The organism is Mesorhizobium sp. M0159 (genome assembly GCF_040322295.1).
In the GTDB taxonomy this organism is placed as follows: domain Bacteria; phylum Pseudomonadota; class Alphaproteobacteria; order Rhizobiales; family Rhizobiaceae; genus Mesorhizobium.
This window is the reverse complement of sequence record NZ_JAMYTF010000010.1, coordinates 88,878-106,022: the sequence shown is the minus strand read 5'-3', so window position 1 is coordinate 106,022 and position 17,145 is coordinate 88,878. Positions and strand designations below refer to the sequence as shown.

At 63.7% G+C, this 17,145-nt stretch carries 14 protein-coding genes; all 14 read left to right on the top strand.

Annotated features, from left to right (window positions below; translation table 11 throughout):
* Window position 1 precedes the first annotated feature (1 nt).
* The 14 genes from murG to NKJ32_RS13360 all read left to right on the top strand — a co-directional run bounded on the left by murG (window position 2) and on the right by NKJ32_RS13360 (window position 16,978).
* Entirely contained in the window at window positions 2-1,126 is a 1,125-nt protein-coding gene (gene murG / locus NKJ32_RS13425) for an undecaprenyldiphospho-muramoylpentapeptide beta-N-acetylglucosaminyltransferase (RefSeq protein WP_352456167.1), read from the top strand.
* Window positions 1,123-2,529, top strand: a complete 1,407-nt coding sequence (gene murC, locus NKJ32_RS13420) for a UDP-N-acetylmuramate--L-alanine ligase (RefSeq protein ID WP_352456166.1) — start codon at window positions 1,123-1,125, stop codon at window positions 2,527-2,529. Before murG ends, murC begins: the two co-directional genes overlap by 4 nt.
* Window positions 2,526-3,491 (top strand): UDP-N-acetylmuramate dehydrogenase, encoded by a 966-nt coding sequence (gene murB / locus NKJ32_RS13415; protein ID WP_031211769.1) that lies wholly within the window; start codon window positions 2,526-2,528, stop codon window positions 3,489-3,491. The genes murC and murB overlap by 4 nt, the downstream gene beginning before the upstream one ends.
* A gap of 315 nt (window positions 3,492-3,806) precedes the next feature.
* Window positions 3,807-4,733 carry a D-alanine--D-alanine ligase gene (locus NKJ32_RS13410; RefSeq protein WP_023676761.1) on the top strand — a complete coding sequence of 309 codons (927 nt, stop codon included), beginning with the start codon at window positions 3,807-3,809 and terminating at the stop codon, window positions 4,731-4,733.
* Window positions 4,721-5,662 (top strand): cell division protein FtsQ/DivIB, encoded by a 942-nt coding sequence (locus NKJ32_RS13405; protein WP_023676760.1) that lies wholly within the window; start codon window positions 4,721-4,723, stop codon window positions 5,660-5,662. The genes NKJ32_RS13410 and NKJ32_RS13405 overlap by 13 nt, the downstream gene beginning before the upstream one ends.
* A complete protein-coding gene (gene ftsA / locus NKJ32_RS13400; protein WP_023676759.1) occupies window positions 5,659-6,966 on the top strand; it encodes a cell division protein FtsA in 1,308 nt (435 codons plus the stop codon). The genes NKJ32_RS13405 and ftsA overlap by 4 nt, the downstream gene beginning before the upstream one ends.
* 68 nt (window positions 6,967-7,034) lie before the next feature.
* Window positions 7,035-8,705, top strand: a complete 1,671-nt coding sequence (gene ftsZ / locus NKJ32_RS13395) for a cell division protein FtsZ (protein ID WP_352570480.1) — start codon at window positions 7,035-7,037, stop codon at window positions 8,703-8,705.
* 279 nt (window positions 8,706-8,984) lie between these two features.
* Complete coding sequence (lpxC, locus tag NKJ32_RS13390) at window positions 8,985-9,932, top strand: UDP-3-O-acyl-N-acetylglucosamine deacetylase (RefSeq protein WP_254818982.1); 948 nt, start codon at window positions 8,985-8,987, stop codon at window positions 9,930-9,932.
* A 204-nt stretch (window positions 9,933-10,136) separates the two neighbouring features.
* Complete coding sequence (locus tag NKJ32_RS13385) at window positions 10,137-11,006, top strand: outer membrane protein assembly factor BamD (RefSeq protein ID WP_023676756.1); 870 nt, start codon at window positions 10,137-10,139, stop codon at window positions 11,004-11,006.
* Between the two features lie 13 nt (window positions 11,007-11,019).
* Complete coding sequence (recN, locus tag NKJ32_RS13380) at window positions 11,020-12,693, top strand: DNA repair protein RecN (protein ID WP_352570479.1); 1,674 nt, start codon at window positions 11,020-11,022, stop codon at window positions 12,691-12,693.
* Window positions 12,694-12,934: 241 nt separating this feature from the next.
* A complete protein-coding gene (ligA, locus tag NKJ32_RS13375; protein ID WP_352570478.1) occupies window positions 12,935-15,142 on the top strand; it encodes an NAD-dependent DNA ligase LigA in 2,208 nt (735 codons plus the stop codon).
* The gene (locus tag NKJ32_RS13370; protein WP_352570477.1) at window positions 15,142-15,834 is read left to right on the top strand and encodes a DUF2461 domain-containing protein; all 693 of its coding nucleotides are present in this window, start codon (window positions 15,142-15,144) and stop codon (window positions 15,832-15,834) included. Before ligA ends, NKJ32_RS13370 begins: the two co-directional genes overlap by 1 nt.
* A gap of 122 nt (window positions 15,835-15,956) precedes the next feature.
* Window positions 15,957-16,685, top strand: a complete 729-nt coding sequence (locus tag NKJ32_RS13365; RefSeq protein WP_023676752.1) for an AzlC family ABC transporter permease — start codon at window positions 15,957-15,959, stop codon at window positions 16,683-16,685.
* Window positions 16,682-16,978, top strand: coding sequence for an AzlD family protein (locus NKJ32_RS13360; protein WP_023676751.1), 297 nt, complete (start codon window positions 16,682-16,684; stop codon window positions 16,976-16,978). Before NKJ32_RS13365 ends, NKJ32_RS13360 begins: the two co-directional genes overlap by 4 nt.
* Window positions 16,979-17,145 lie beyond the last annotated feature (167 nt).

Here is a 17,145-nt window from a genome sequence, read left to right as displayed (position 1 = left end):
GATGGCGAAGGGGGTCATCCTTCTGGCGGCAGGCGGAACCGGCGGACATCTGTTCCCGGCCGAGGCGCTGGCACATGAGCTCAAGACGCGCGGCTGGGCGGTACATCTGGCCACCGACGACCGCGCCGAGCGCTATGCCGGCAGGTTCCCCGGCGACGGCGTCCACGCTATCGCCTCCGCTACCTTCGGGTCGAGAAATCCGCTGACTGTCGCGCGGACCTTCTGGACCCTGTGGCGTGGATTCCGCCAGTCGTCCGCCCTGATCGCCCGGCTGAGGCCGAATGCGGTGGTGGGCTTCGGCGGCTATCCGACGCTGCCGCCGCTGTTCGCGGCGACGCGACGCGGTGCGCCAACGCTGATCCATGAGCAGAACGCGGTAATGGGCCGCGCCAACAAGGCGCTCGCGCCGCGGGTGACGGCGATTGCGGGGGGCTTCCTCAAGGCCTCCGGTCCCTTCTCGGCCAAGATCGTGGAGACTGGCAATCCGGTCCGGCAGGCGGTGCTCGACGTGGCCGGCAGGCCCTATGCCGTGCCCGAGCCCGGCGGACCGCTGCGGCTGCTCGTCTTCGGCGGCAGCCAGGGCGCGCGCTATTTTTCCGACACTGTGCCTGAGGCGGTGGCGGCGATGCCCAGCGCAATGCGCTCGCGGCTGAGCATCGTGCAGCAGGCACGCGGCGAGGACGAGGCGCGGGTGAGAGAGCACTACCGCGCTCTCGGCATCGAGGCCGAGGTCGCGTCGTTCTTCTCCGATCTGCCGGCGCGCATGGCCGCCGCGCATCTCGTCGTCTCACGCTCGGGCGCGTCGACGGTGCTCGAGCTTTCGGTGATCGGCCGGCCGGCCATCCTCGTGCCTCTTCCGCATGCCCTCGACGACGATCAAGGCCACAATGCACAGATCCTCGTCAATGCGGGGGGCGCGGTGATGCGGCGCCAGCCCGGCCTCGACGCGGCGGCGCTCGCAGGCGAGATCGTGGAGTTGCTGGGCGACGGCGACAGGCTCGCCGCCATGGCCTCGGCGGCCCGCTCGGTGCGAAGACCCGACGCGGCGCGGTTGCTCGCCGATCTGACAGAGGCTATTGCGTCCAGGAAATCCGTTTCGGAATTCAGGAAGGAGACGCACGCATGAAGATGCCACAGACGATCGGCCTCGTGCATTTCATCGGCATTGGCGGCATCGGCATGAGCGGCATCGCCGAGGTGCTGCACAATCTCGGCTACAAGGTGCAGGGATCCGATCAGGCTGACAGCGCCAATGTGCAGCGGCTGCGCGACAAGGGCATCGAATGCTTCGTCGGCCATCAGGCCGAAAACCTCGGCGAGGCCGAAGTGGTCGTCGTCTCCACCGCAATCAAGAAATCCAACCCGGAGCTGAAGGCGGCGAGAGAGAAGTTGCTGCCGATCGTGCGGCGCGCCGAAATGCTGGCCGAGCTGATGCGCTTCCGGCAGGCGGTCGCGATCGGCGGCACGCATGGCAAGACGACGACGACTTCGATGGTGGCGACGCTACTCGAAGCCGGCGGGCTCGACCCGACGGTAATCAATGGCGGCATCATCAATGCCTATGGCACCAATGCCCGCATGGGAGACGGCGAATGGATGGTGGTCGAGGCCGACGAGAGCGACGGCACCTTCCTCAAGCTGCCGGCCGAGATTGCCGTCGTCACCAATATCGACCCCGAGCACCTCGACCATTACGGCTCCTTCGACAAAGTGCGCGAAGCGTTTCGTCAGTTCGTCGAGAATGTGCCGTTCTACGGCTTTGGTGTGATGTGCACCGACCATCCCGAGGTGCAGGCGCTGGTCGCCCGCATCGAGGACCGGCGCGTCATCACCTATGGCGAAAATGCGCAGGCCGACGTGCGCTTCACCAATCACCGCATGGACGGCCCGACCTCGGAATTCGACGTGGTGATCCGCGACCGCAAGACGCACGGCCAGATAACGATATCAGGCCTGCGGCTGCCCATGCCCGGGCGCCACAATGTCTCCAACGCGACGGCGGCGATTGCCGTCGCGCATGAGCTCGGCCTTTCGGCTGAGGCAATCAAGAAGGGCCTGTCGTCTTTCGCGGGCGTCAAGCGGCGCTTCACCCATACCGGTTCGTGGAACGGTGTCGATGTGTTCGACGATTACGGTCATCATCCGGTCGAGATCACGGCGGTACTGAAAGCTGCGCGCAGCGCTACCAAGGGTCGCATCATCGCCGTTACACAACCGCATCGCTTCACCCGGCTGCGCGATCTGTTCGACGAGTTTTCCGTCTGCTTCAACGACGCCGATACGGTAATGGTGGCGCCCGTCTATGCGGCCGGCGAGGAACCGATCGACGGCGTCACGTCCGACGCACTGGTGTCGCGCATCCGCTCCGGCGGCCATCGCGACGCACGCTACATCGAAGGTCCGGCGGCGATTGCGCCGATCGTGCGCGAGGTGGCGAAGCCGGGCGATTTCGTCGTCTTCCTCGGCGCCGGCAACATCACCCAATGGGCCTATGCGCTGCCCAAGGAACTCGGCGGGACCATCTCATGATGCGCGGCCAGGCGTTGATCGAGAAGCTTGGCGACCGGCTTGCCGGACTGCGCGGCCGCATCACGCCCAATGCCGAGATGGACAAGATCACCTGGTTTCGAGCCGGCGGGCTCGCGGACGCATTGTTCCAGCCGGCCGACGAGGACGATCTTGCCACGTTCCTGAAGGCGGTGCCGGAGGAAATTCCGCTGACCATCGTCGGCGTCGGCTCGAACCTGCTTGTCCGTGACGGCGGCATTGCGGGCTTTGTCATCCGGCTTTCGGCCAAAGGCTTTGGCGAGACCGAAGTAATTGCGCCGACCACGATCAAGGCGGGCGCCGCGACACCCGACAAGCGCCTTGCGGCCGTTGCCTACGAGGCAGGCATCGGTGGCTTTCATTTCTACCACGGCATTCCCGGCGCCATTGGCGGAGCGCTGAGGATGAACGCCGGCGCCAATGGCGTCGAGACGCGCGAGCGCGTGGTCGAGGTGCGGGCACTCGACCGCAAGGGCAATGTTCATACGCTGAGCAATGCCGATATGGGCTATGCCTATCGCCATTCAGCGGCGCCGTCCGGGCTGATCTTCACGTCGGCGCTGCTCGAAGGCATTCCTGAGGACAAGGCGGCGATCAAGGCCGCGATGGATGCTGTCCAGAACCATCGCGAGACCGTGCAGCCGATCCGCGAAAAGACCGGTGGCTCTACCTTCAAGAATCCTGAGGGCACCTCGGCCTGGAAGGAGATCGACAAGGCCGGCTGCCGCGGCCTGATGGTTGGTGGGGCGCAGATGTCGCCGATGCATTGCAACTTCATGATCAACACCGGAACCGCCACGGGCTACGAGCTTGAATATCTCGGTGAGACGGTGCGTGCGCGCGTGCTCGAAAGATCAGGTATCCGGCTGCAGTGGGAGATCAAGCGCATCGGTAATTTTCGGCCGGGCCATGCCGTCCAGGAATTTCTCGGGCAGTTGCTTTAGGCAAGCTGACCGCCGTTGCCTTTCGGAGTCATGAATTCACATTTTGCTGCCGTTTTTGCGGAAAGTGAATCCATCGGAATCGTAAGCACTTGCCAGCGAATCAACTCTCTGATTCTCTGCCCTGAAGCGTTTCCTGATTTGAGTCGTTTCGACGCGTTACTCGCGTTTCCGTCTGGGGGGGCAACCTGCCGGGAGACTCGGACTCAATGTTGCGGAAACACGGGAGCGAAGTTGCTCGGGCGCATTTGAGTGCGCGCGATGCTTTTCGGGCCATGCATGATGGTGCAGGCCTGCTGTGAGAGGAAATGACGGGGAATGACAAGCAAGCACGTGGCCGTCCTTCTGGGGGGATTCTCGTCCGAGCGGCCCGTATCCCTGTCGTCGGGCAAAGCCTGCGCCGATACGCTGGAGGGGGAGGGCTACCAGGTCACCCGCGTCGACGTCTCGCGTGACATCGGCTCGGTGCTCGCCGAGCTCAAGCCTGACGTCGTCTTCAATGCGCTGCACGGGCCCTTCGGCGAGGACGGCACCATCCAGGGCATCCTCGAGTACCTCGCCATTCCGTACACCCATTCCGGCGTGCTTGCCTCGGCGCTTGCGATGAACAAGGAACAGGCCAAGAAGGTCGCCAAGGCGGCCGGCGTTCCGGTGGCGGAATCGAAGGTGGCCAATCGCTTCGCCATCCAGAACAAGCACCCGATGAAGCCGCCCTATGTAGTCAAGCCGGTCAACGAAGGATCGAGCTTCGGCGTCGTCATCGTGCATGAAGGCCAGTCGCATCCGCCGCAGATCATCGGCTCGTCCGAGTGGAGATATGGCGACGCGGTGATGGTCGAGCGTTATGTGCACGGGCGGGAATTGACGTGCGCGGTGATGGGCGATGTGGCGCTCGGTGTCTGCGAGATCATCCCGACCGGCCATTCCTTTTACGACTATGATTCAAAATACGTCGCGGGAGGATCAAAACACGAATGCCCGGCAAAACTTTCACCGAATATTTACCAAAAAATACAGACACTGGCACTCAAGGCTCATCAAGCTATCGGCTGTCGGGGCGTTTCCCGGTCGGACTTCCGTTATGACGATCGTCACTCCGAAAACGGCGAAATTGTCTGGCTCGAGGTCAACACCCAGCCGGGCATGACGCCGACGTCTTTGGTGCCGGAAATCGCCGCGCAAGCGGGACACTCGTTCGGCGATTTGTTGAGTTGGATGGTGGAGGACGCTTCGTGTCTGCGTTGAAGTGGGGACAGGGCAACGGGAAGGGCGCGGCCGGGCCGGCGCTGTTCGGCATGCCGTTGTCGTTCGACCATTTCGTGCTGCCGCGCCTGCTCCGCCGGCCGGTGCGCGTGCTGGCGCGCCTCGGCGAAGGCGACTTCGAAGCGCCGCCCTATTGCGCTGCCATGCTGTCGGCGGCACTGCTTGTTTCGAGCAGTGCCTATGGCGCCTATCTCGGCGGATATTCCGACGCCATCGTCCAGAGTGTCACCGCCCGCACCGGCTTTGCCGTCGACCAGGTCAAGGTCGTCGGCAACCGCGAAACGTCCGAGATCGATATTCTCGACAGGCTGGAACTCGACGGCTGGACCTCGCTGATCGGCTTCGATGCCGAAGCCGCGCGCGAACGCATCACCACGCTACCCTGGGTCGAAGCCGCGGCAGTGCGCAAGGTCTACCCGCATACGCTGGAAGTGCGCGTCGAGGAGCGCGAGCCGTTCGCGCTGTGGCAGCAAGGCAGCGCGCTTTCGGTCATCGAGAAATCCGGCACCGTCATTGCGCCATTCTCCGGCGGCAAACAGATATTGCTGCCGCTGATCATCGGCACCGGCGCACCGGCCAAAGCGCCGGATTTCCTAGCCAAGATCAAGAATTATCCGGAGCTCGCCGCGCGGATCAAGGGCTATATCCGCATCGGCGAACGGCGCTGGGACCTCAAGCTTGAAAACGGCATCACGATCAAGCTTCCCGAAGACGGTGAGGATCAGGCGATTGCCGACCTGGTCAGGATGGATCACGAGAACGGGCTTTTGACGCGCGACATCGCCGCCGTCGACATGCGCCTTTCCGATCGTCTGGTCGTCCAGTTGACGCCGGAAGCGGCGACACAGCGCCAAGCCGCGCTCGACGAAAAGCCCAAGATGCTGAAGCGCAAGCCGGAGACGAAGATATGAGCTGGCTTGGCGGCAATAGCGATGCCTCGTCGCGCCGGTCCGGCATCCTGACGGTGCTGGATGTCGGCTCCAGCAAGGTCTGCTGCGTGGTGGCCAAACTCAAGCCGCGCGACGATGGCAAGCTGCTGCGCGGACGCTCGCATCGCGTCCAGGTGATCGGCATCGGCCACCAGAAATCGCAAGGCGTGAAATCGGGCGTCGTCATCGATCTCGACCGTGCCGAGCACGCCATCCGTCTTGCCGTCGACGCCGCCGAACGCATGGCGGGACTGACGGTCGATTCGCTGATCGTCAACATGACTGCCGGCCGGCTGAAGAGCGAGGCTTTTTCGGCCACCATCAATCTCGGCGGCCATGAGGCCGACGAGGCCGACATCAAGCGCGTGCTTGCCGCCGGCGCCAAGCAGGCGTTGCGGGCCGAGCGCGAGGTGATCCATTCGCTTCCCGTAGCCTTTTCGCTGGATGCCGAGCGCGGTGTGCGCGATCCGCGCGGCATGGTTGGCGACCAGCTTGGCGTCGACATGCACGTGCTGACAGGCGACGCAGCGCCCTTGCGCAATCTGGAGCTCTGCATCAACCGCTCGCATCTGTCGGTCGAACGCATGGTGGCGACGCCCTATGCCAGTGGGCTTGCTGCGCTGGTCGACGACGAGCTCGAAATGGGCGCGGCCTGCATCGACATGGGCGGCGGCACGACGACGATCTCGGTGTTTTCGGAAGGCAAGTTCGTCCATGGCGATGCCATCGCGATCGGCGGCAACCACGTCACGCTGGATATGGCCAAGGGCCTGTCGACCTCGCTCGATGCCGCCGAAAGGCTGAAAGTGATGCATGGCTCGGCGCTGCCTGGCAGTGCCGACGACCGCGACCTGGTTTCCATCCATCCGATCGGCGAGGACGGCGAGGTGCCGTTGCAGATCCCGCGCTCGGTGATGACGCGCATCATCCGCGCCCGCATCGACGAGACGCTGGAATTGTTGCGCGACCGGCTGAACAAATCCGGCTACGGCAACGCCGTCGGCAAGCGTGTGGTGCTGACCGGCGGTGCCAGCCAGCTTGCCGGCCTGCCAGAAGCAGCACGCCGCATTCTCGGCCGCAATGTGCGCATCGGACGCCCGCTTGGCGTGGCAGGCTTGCCCGAGGCGGCCAAGGGGCCGGCTTTCTCGACCCCGGTCGGACTTCTGATCTATCCACAGATGGCGAGCTTCGAGAGCCGGCCGGCGAAGGGAATTTCCGGTCTTCGGATGACCGGAACAGGCGGAAAACTGCATCGAATGAGTCAGTGGTTGAGAGACAGTTTTTAATTTTGACGGGGACAGCCCCATAGGCGGCCGCGGCGGCGAAGCGGCGGGAAAGGCAAAGGACGAAGACAATGACCATCAATCTGCAGAAGCCGGACATCACCGAGCTCAAGCCGCGCATCACCGTGTTCGGTGTCGGCGGCGGCGGCGGCAATGCCGTCAACAACATGATCACCGCCGGCTTGCGCGGCGTCGAGTTCGTGGTGGCCAACACCGACGCGCAGGCACTGACGATGTCGAAGGCCGAGCGGCTGATCCAGCTCGGCGCGCATGTCACCGAGGGTCTCGGCGCCGGATCGCAGCCTGAAGTCGGGCGCGCGGCGGCGGAGGAATGCATCGATGAGATCATCGATCATCTCTCCAACACGCATATGTGCTTCGTCACTGCCGGCATGGGCGGCGGCACCGGCACCGGGGCGGCTCCCGTCGTTGCCCGCGCTGCCCGCGAAAAGGGTATCCTTACCGTCGGCGTCGTCACCAAGCCGTTCCACTTCGAAGGCCAGCGCCGCATGAAGACGGCCGACATGGGTATCGAGGAACTGCAGAAATGCGTCGATACCCTGATCGTCATTCCCAACCAGAACCTGTTCCGGCTGGCCAATGACAAGACCACCTTCGCCGATGCCTTCGCCATGGCCGACCAGGTGCTCTATTCGGGCGTTGCCTGCATCACCGACCTGATGGTCAAGGAAGGCCTGATCAATCTCGACTTCGCCGACGTCCGCTCGGTCATGCGCGAAATGGGCAAGGCGATGATGGGGACTGGCGAGGCTTCGGGCGAGGGCCGTGCAATGGCCGCGGCGGAAGCCGCCATCGCCAACCCGCTGCTCGACGAGACCTCGATGAAGGGCGCCAAGGGCCTGCTGATCTCGATCACCGGCGGCCGCGACCTGACCCTGTTCGAAGTCGATGAGGCGGCAACCCGCATTCGCGAAGAGGTCGACCAGGATGCCAACATCATTCTGGGCGCCACTTTCGACGAGGAACTCGAAGGCGTTATCCGCGTGTCAGTGGTCGCCACCGGCATCGACAAATCGGCGGCCGAAATCGCTGCCGCGCCGATCGCCATCCGCACGGCTCCGCCGAAGGCGGCCAGCCGCCCGGCGGCCCAGGTCACGGAAATGCGCCCGGCGCCTGTCCAGCAACCGATCTATGAACCACGTGCTGCCGACCCGGTCGCCGAGGCCATTCAGCTCGCCGAGGCGAATGCGGCAGCGGTGGCGCAGGCCCGCCCGGCACCGGTCGCGCATGCGGAAGACTTCCGTCCGCAGAGCAAGATCTTCCAGGCGCCTCCGGCTCAGCCGCAGCCGATGATGCAGCCAGCGGTTCAGCAAGCGATGCAGCCTGCTCCGCATCGTGAAATGCCGCAGCCGGTTGCCGCAGCACCCCAGCGCATGCCGCGGGTCGAGGATTTCCCGCCGCAGGTGAAGGCCGAAGTGGAAGCCAAGGCGCGCCCGGCCGACCACGAAAACAGCGGCCCGATGGGCTTGCTCAAGCGCCTGACCAACGGCTTGACCCGCCGCGAAGAGGAGCCTGCAAGGCTGCAGCCGGCGCAGCCGCGCGAACCGAAACTGCGCCAGGCGCCGGCGGAAGTGCGCCGCCTTGCCAGCCAGGATCCGCAGCTTTACGCGCCGCGCCGCGGCCAGCTGGACGAGCAGGGCCGACTGACGCCGCAGAGCCGGGCTGTCCAGGAAGACGATCAGTTGGAGATTCCCGCCTTTCTGCGCCGACAGGCCAATTGATCTGTTAACGGTTCGTAACAGTTGTTAACAGGCGAGCAGGAGACTGTTCGCCTGTTAACGTTAAAAACGATTTCAGAACAAGGACTTATGAGGCGTTCCCTCCCGGGACCGCAGTTACAAAGAGTAAGAAACCGTGATTTGGAGTCTCCCTGCGGGATCATTATCTTCGCCACCGACCAAAGTCGGTTTGCTGGGAGTCTCGGGGAAGTGGCCCTGCCTGCCGATCAATCAAGAGCCGCGCCCTCAGGGCAGATGAAGCGGACCTAGGCAGTACGGGCTATGGGGATTGTTTTGCACGACTATCAGACGACACTTAAATCGCGCGCGACGCTGACTGGCATCGGCGTTCACAGTGGCAATCCGGTCACCGTCCATTTCCTGCCGGCGGATGCCGATACGGGTGTCGTCTTCCAGCTTTCGAATGCAAGCGGAAGCCACGAATTTCGCGCGCTCGTCTCCGAGGTCGGCGCCACCGATCTCTGCACCATGCTTGGCGATCCGCAAGGCGAGCACATTGCCACGGTCGAGCATCTGATGGCGACGCTTTTCGGGCTTGGAATCGACAATCTCGTCATCGAAATCGACGGCCATGAGGTGCCTATCCTCGACGGCAGCGCAGTGATGTTCGTCGAGGCCATTGACCAGGCAGGCATCGAAACGCTGCCGGTCAAGCGTCGCTACATCAGGGTGGTCAAGCCGGTTCGCATCGAGAACGGAGCCTGCTGGGCGGAGTTCAGGCCCTATGACGGCACGCGCTTCGAGATCGAGATCGATTTCGAAAGTCCGGCGATCGGGCGCCAGCTTTTTGCATCCGACATGAACGCCGACATTTTCCGCCGCGACGTCGCGCGGGCCCGCACGTTCGGTTTCATGAAGGACGTCGAGCGGCTGTGGGCGGCCGGCTATGCGCTCGGCTCCTCGTTGGAAAACTCCCTGGTGATCGGCGACGACAACCGCGTGATCAACATGGGAGGCCTGCGCTATCCCAACGAGTTCGCGCGCCACAAGACGATGGATGCGATGGGCGACCTGGCGCTCGCCGGTGCCCGGTTCATCGGCTGCTTCCGCTCCTATCGTGGTGGCCACAGGCTGAACGCGGCTGCGCTGCGCCGTCTCTTGTCGGACCGTTCGGCTTTCGAGATCGTCGAGACGACGCGCCGCGAGCGCGGGCGTACCGCGGAGATGAGCGCCGTCAACGCACCCCTCTATGCGCCCTGGATGATCTGATTCTTAAGGTCTTACGGCCCACATTGCGGTCAAGCTGTGTTGCATGGATGCATCACCGGCCGGCCAAATTACACAGCTTTCCAGGTGGCGCCAAACCGCCACAAAAATGTGCGATTGGCCGGGGATAGCGTTGCCGGGCAAGGCAATTATGGTTTATGGCTGCTGCCGTCGACTGAAATGACGCCGAAAGGGCGGAATCCAAACATGTTTTTCAAGCGAGTTGGTCAATCGAAGGCGCTGCGGCGGGCTGTTTTCCTGGCGCTTTCGGTGGTCGTTCCATCGCTGTTTCTGTCGGCCTGCATGTCGTCCGAGAAGGACGTCGATCTGTCGACCTATGTCGATCAGACCGAGCCGGCCGACGTGCTCTACAATCAGGGTCTCGCCAATCTGAATGCCGGGCGACTGCAGGAGGCAAGCCGCAAGTTTGACGCCGTCGACCGCCAGCATCCATATTCCGAATTCGCCCGCAAATCGATGGTGATGGGTGCCTTTGCCGACTACCGTCAGGGCAATTACGATGAGGCGATCGGTTCGGCCAAGCGCTACCTGACCCTGTACCCGTCGACCGACGATGCAGCCTATGCCCAATATATTATCGGGCTGAGCTACTACCGCCAGATCAAGGACGTCACCCAGGACCAGAAGGAAGCGCGTCTTACCGTGCAGACGATGCAGGACCTCGTGACGCGCTGGCCCACGTCCGAATATGCCGACGACGCCAAGGAGAAGATCCGCTTCGCCAACGATCAGCTCGCCGGCAAAGAGATGCAGATCGGCCGCTATTATCTCGAGCGCCGCGAATACATCGCAGCCGTCAAACGGTTCCGCAACGTGGTGGAGAACTATTCGAACACACGCCATGTCGAGGAGGCGCTGGCGCGTCTGACCGAGAGCTACTATGCGATGGGGCTAACGTCGGAAGCGCAGACCGCTGCGGCCGTGCTCGGCACCAACTATCCCGACAGCCAGTGGTACAAGGACTCCTACAAGCTCCTGCAGAGTGGTGGGCTCGAGCCGCGCGAGAATGCCGGATCGTGGATCTCCAAGGCCGGGAAGCTGATCACCGGCGCCTGAGCGGCGCGTCACCATGCTCTCCAGGCTGTCGATCCGCGATATCGTTCTGATCGAGAAGCTGGACATCGACTTCTCGTCCGGCCTTTCGGTGCTGACCGGCGAAACCGGCGCCGGAAAGTCCATCCTGCTCGACGCCTTGTCGCTGGCGCTTGGCGCCCGCGGCGACGCCTCGCTGGTGCGGCATGGCGCGGCACAAGGCCAAGTCATCGCCGTGTTCGACGTGCCGCGCAATCACGCGGCTCGCATGCTGCTTGCCGAGAATGCCATCGAGTACGACGGCGACATTATCCTGCGCCGCGTCCAGACGGCTGACGGCCGCACGCGCGTGTTCGTCAACGACCAGCCGTCCAGCGTGACGCTGATGCGCGACATCGGCCGTGCGCTGGTCGAGATCCACGGCCAGCATGACGAGCGCGCTTTGGTCGATCCCGGCGCCCATCGCGAGTTGCTCGACAGTTTCGGCGGTCATCTGGGTGCCGCGCGGGCAACCGGCGAGGCGTGGCGGCATTGGCGTACCTGTGAGCAGGAATTTTCACGGCACGGGGCCAAAGTCGAGGCAGCTGCCCGCGAGGCCGATTATCTGCGTGCGGCGGTCGCCGAATTGACCAGGCTCGATCCGCAACCGGGCGAAGAGACCGAGCTCGCCGAACTGCGCGCCTCGATGATGCGTGCCGAAAAGATCGCCTCGGAAATCCACGATGCGCAGGATGTGCTCTCGGGCCCGTCCTCGCCCTTGCCGCAGTTGGCCAGCCTGCTCAGGCGGCTGCAGCGCAAGGTGACGGAAGCGCCCGGCTTGCTCGAGGATGTCGTCAAGTCGCTCGACGAGGCGATGCTGTCGCTCGACGCGGCGCAGTCGGGCGTCGAAGCCGCACTGCGCGCCACCGAATATGATCCGCAGCGGCTGGAGAAAGCCGAGGAGCGGCTGTTTTCGCTGCGTGCCGCGTCGCGCAAGCACAGCGTCGCCGTCGACGACCTGGCACAATTGCGTGACACCATGGCGGCCGACCTTGCCGATCTCGACGCCGGCGAAGAGCGCCTGCATGCGCTGGAGACACAGGCTGCAGCGGCGCGCCAGGCCTATGACATTACGGCGGCCCAGCTGTCGTCGCTTCGCCATGCGGCGGCCGTCGGGCTGACCAAGGCGGTAATGGCCGAACTGCCGGCGCTGAAGCTCGAACGGGCCGAGTTCATCGTCGAGATCGCAAGCGATGCCGAGAGCCGCATGGAAGAAGGCATCGACCAGGTCGAGTTCTGGGTGCGCACCAACCCCGGCACCAGGCCCGGCCCGATGATGAAAGTCGCTTCCGGCGGCGAGCTTTCGCGCTTCCTGCTGGCGTTGAAGGTAGCACTCGCTGACCGGGGCTCGGCGCCGACCTTGGTCTTCGACGAAATCGACACCGGCGTCGGCGGTGCGGTTGCCGACGCCATCGGCCAGCGGCTGGCGCGGCTGGCAAAACGCGTGCAGGTGCTTTCGGTCACGCATGCACCACAAGTGGCGGCGCGCGCGGCGACGCATTTCCTGATCTCCAAATCGGGCGGGGCCGACCGGGTCTCGACCGGCATCGCCGAGATGGACCGGGCGGCGCGGCAGGAAGAGATCGCACGCATGCTCGCCGGCGCCACCATCACCGACGAGGCGCGCGCGGCGGCCGAGCGGCTGCTGCGGGAGAACACCGCTGCAGCCTAGAGCGGTTCATCGTTTCACGGAAACGCCGAACCGCTCTACTTCTTTGTTTTGCGCAATTCCGGACGGAAAACCGTTTCACACTTTTCCCGGAATTGCTCTAGACGAGTTCGTTTCCGGCGCTCGTGACCTGAGTCAGGGTCTGGCGCCATCCTGCTGTTCAGGAATGATTTTCCGTGCCTGGTCTCTCCCTCGTGAGAGAATCCTGCTCTATTGTGTCGCGCCACCGTGGAGGGAGCAGTGCATGGACGAAAAACCAGTCGATTCGCTCAGCGAAAGCGAGGCGGCAAGCGAGTTGAAGCGGTTGGCGCAGGAGATCGCCGAGCACGACCGGCGCTACCATGGCGAGGACGCGCCGATAATCACGGATGCGGAATATGACGCGCTGACGCGGCGCAACCTCGCCATCGAACAGCGCTTCCCCGCTTTGGTGCGTGAGGATTCGCCCTCACGCAGGGTCGGCGCGCCGCCGGCGGAAGGCTTTGCCAAGGTGCGCCACGCGGTGCCGATGCTCAGCCTAGCCAAGGCCTATACCGACCAGGACGTCGCGGACTTCATCGAACGGGGCCGGCGATTCTTTGACCGCGACAAGGATCTGAACATCGCCTTCACGGCGGAGCCGAAGATCGACGGGCTATCGGCTTCCCTGCGGTATGAAGGCGGTGTGTTCGTGCAGGGAGCAACGCGCGGCGACGGCGTCGTCGGCGAGGACATCACCGCCAATCTCAAGACCATCGCCGATATTCCCAAGACCTTGAAGGGATCGGACTGGCCCGAGGTCATCGAAATACGCGGTGAGGTCTATATGACCTACGCGGAATTTGAGGCGCTGAAGCAACGTTCGGCGGCGATAGGCGGCCAGGATTACGTCAATCCGCGTAACACGGCGGCCGGGTCGCTCCGTCAGAAGGACCCGTCCGTTACCGCCAGCCGCAACCTCAAATTCTTTGCCTATGCCTGGGGCTATACGACGAAGGATCCGGCTCCGACCCAGTACGATTCGGTGCAGAAGTTCGCGGAGTGGGGGTTCAAGGTCAGTCCGCTGATGGTCCGAGCAAAATCGGTCGAGGAACTGGTCGCGCACTATCACCTAATCGAGACCCAGCGCTCATCGCTCGGCTACGACATCGACGGCGTCGTCTACAAGGTCGACCAGCTGGAATTGCAGCGCAGATGGGGCTTTGTCACCGGCGAACCACGCTGGGCCATTGCCCACAAATTTCCGGCCGAACAGGCGATGACGACCGTGCTCAGGATCGACATTCAGGTCGGCCGTACCGGTACGCTGGCGCCCGTTGCCCGGCTTGCGCCCGTCACGGTCGGCGGCGTCGTGGTCGAAAACGTCACGCTTCACAACGAAGACTACATCAAGGGTCTGGACAGCAACGGCCAGCCGATCCGCGACGGCTATGACGTGCGTATCGGCGACACGGTGGTCATCCAGCGGGCAGGGGACGTCATTCCGCAGATCGTCAGCGTCGTCGCCGACAAGCGGCCGACTGATGCCGTGCCCTACGAATTCCCGCACAAATGTCCGATCTGCGGCTCGCCGGCAACGCGCGAGATCAACGAGAAGACCGGCAAGGAAGATTCCCGCCGACGTTGCACCGGCGAACTGATCTGTCCTGCGCAGGCCGTCGAAGGATTGCGCCACTTTGTGTCGCGCGGCGCCATGGATATCGAAGGCCTGGGCGCTGAAAACATAGACCTGTTCTTCAATGCCGGGTTGGTCAAGACAGCCGCCGATATCTTCACTCTCCGGGACCGCCGTCCCGCCGTCACCAAGGCGCTGGCGGAGCGACGGGAGGAGCAGGCCAGGCAGCGCGAGGCCGCATCGGGCAAAACGCGCAAGAATGTACGCAGCGTCGAGGAACGCAACTATGACGGCCTCGACAAGCTCTTCGCTGCCATCGACGCCCGCCGCGAACCGGAACTTGATCGCTTCATCTTCGCGCTGGGCATCCGCCATATCGGCGAAACGACGGCCGCTGTGCTTGCCCGAACCTTCTCGACGATCGAGGAGTTGATCCGCATCGGCAAGGAGACGGCAGCGGCAGCCGATCCACACAGCGTTTTTCCTTCGATCAACGGCATCGGCGATACGGTGATAGGCGCGCTTCGCGATTTCTTCGGCAATGAACGCAACGACGCCGTGCTTGAAGCGCTGCTCACACAGGTCCATCCGAAGCCGTACATTGTGAACGTCTCAGCCGATAGTGCGGTCGCCGGCAAGACAATCGTGTTTACAGGCACGCTGGAAAAGATGACGCGCCCGGAGGCCAAGGCGATGGCCGAACGCCTCGGCGCGAAGGTCGCCGGCTCGGTTTCCGCGAAGACCGATCTTCTGGTGGCAGGGCCAGGCGCCGGTTCCAAGCTGAAGGATGCGACCAAATTCGGCATCGAGGTGATCGACGAGGACACCTGGCTGCAGCGGATCGGCAAGGGCGGGTGATGGCGGCTGCGTTCAACGGTTTTGGGCAAAAGGCCATTCCCTTCCTCAAGGCGCTGGATTTTCATCAGAGCCGGGAGTGGTTTTTGGAAAACCGCGACCTTTTCGAACGCGACCTGCGCGGTCCCTTCGGCGATCTGGTCGAGACGCTCTCCGAGCGCTTCATGGCATTGGGGCTCGGCCTGCGCGGCGACCGCAAGAAGTCGCTGTTCCGGATTAATCGCGATGTGCGTTTCGCCAAGGACAAACGGCCTTATAACCGGCATTTGTCGGCGATCCTTTCGCCCGACGGCACCAAGATGGAACAGGGCGTTTTTTACGTCCATATCGGGCTCGAGCGATGCTTTGCCGCCATTGCCTGGTGGCAGCCCGGACCGGAGCTATTGCTGGCGCTACGCAACGCGATCGCGAAGCGGCCCGCTGAATTCCGCAGCCTCGTCGCGGCGCTGAAGAAGAACGGCCTCGAGATCGACCCGGACGGCTGCATGAAGCGCACGCCGCGCGGCTTCGAGCATATCGCCGAGCCCGATCTCGCTGCCGCGATCCGCAACCGGCATTTTGCCGTCCGGCACGCAATCGAGCCGGCGGATATCTACGGAGCTGGATTGGTCGACGAACTCGTCGACTTCGTCATGCGGGCAAAACCGCTGCTCGACTGGGGCAGGGCGATCGATGGCAAGGCTTCGCCGCGCTAGGCTCGGAAGCGAGCTTGCCGCGACGCTTCAGCCATCATTTCCGCTGATCGTTTGCCTCAAGCAAATTGGTGTGACAAGCCGGGCCGCTCTCTCTACATACGGCCGTTCCCAAGGAGCGATCGATGTCGGCGGAAGCAATCTCCGAAAACGGAGCGAAAAGCGATTTCTGGGACGGCGTGCGGCTCAGCATGCCCGTCGTGGTGGCGTCGGCGCCGTTTGCATTGCTGTTCGGTGCGCTCGCAGTTGACAACGGGTTTTCCGTGCTCGAAGCGTTCCTGATGAGCGCAACGGTGTTCGGCGGCGCCAGCCAGATGGTCGGCATCGAGCTGTTCGGCCAGCATGTCGCGCCGTGGCTGATCGTGCTGTCGATCTTCGCGGTGAATTTTCGCCATGTGCTCTATTCGGCTGGCATCGGCCGGCGCATCGCGCATTGGCCGCTGATCCAGCAGGCGATAGGCTACTTCGTGCTTACCGATCCGCAGTTCGCGGTGGCCGAGCGCAAGGCGGAGGCCGGCGAGACCGTCGGGTTCACCTGGTATATGGGGCTTGGGCTGCCGGTCTATGTGTTCTGGACCATCGAAAGCGCGCTCGGCGCGATGTTCGGCAAGCTTATTCCCGACACCCATGCGTTGGGCATCGATTTCCTGCTGCCGATCTATTTTCTCGGCCTGGTCATGAGCTTCCGCAAGCGGCCGCTGTGGCTGCCGGTGGTCATCGCCAGCGCTGCCGCCTCCATCATTGCATACAAAACGGTCGGCTCGCCCTGGCATGTCTCCATAGGTGCGCTGGCCGGCGTGCTGCTCGCCGTCATCCTGCCGCCCCGCCACAGCGGCGTGGAGGTACGGCGATGAGCACGACCTTGTGGATCATCATCGCCGCTTCGATCGCGACCTATCTGACCCGCATCGGCGGTCATCTGGTGATCTCGCGTTTCGATCAAATCCACCCGCGCGTCGAAGCCGGGCTCAGCGCCGTGCCGGCGGCGGTGCTGACCACGCTGGTGGCGCCGGCGGCGCTCAGCGCCGGGCCGGCGGAATGGGCAGCCTTGATCGTTGCCGGCTTGGTCTCACTGCGCGGCGGCCTGATGGCGATGTTCCTGGCGGGTGCTGCCGTGCTGATCCTCGCGCGGCAGCTCGTCGGCTGATCGACTTTTGCCTTGGCGGCGAGAGCACACATGCGTTTTACCGCAGCGACTATTGCCGCGCCGACCCGCGACAGGCTCAGCCGGATCGCCTCCGATCTCTCCTGGTGGGCGCGACGCACGGCGTCACTATAGAGGGCTTCGCGCTGCTTCGGCGTCAATGCGCTTAG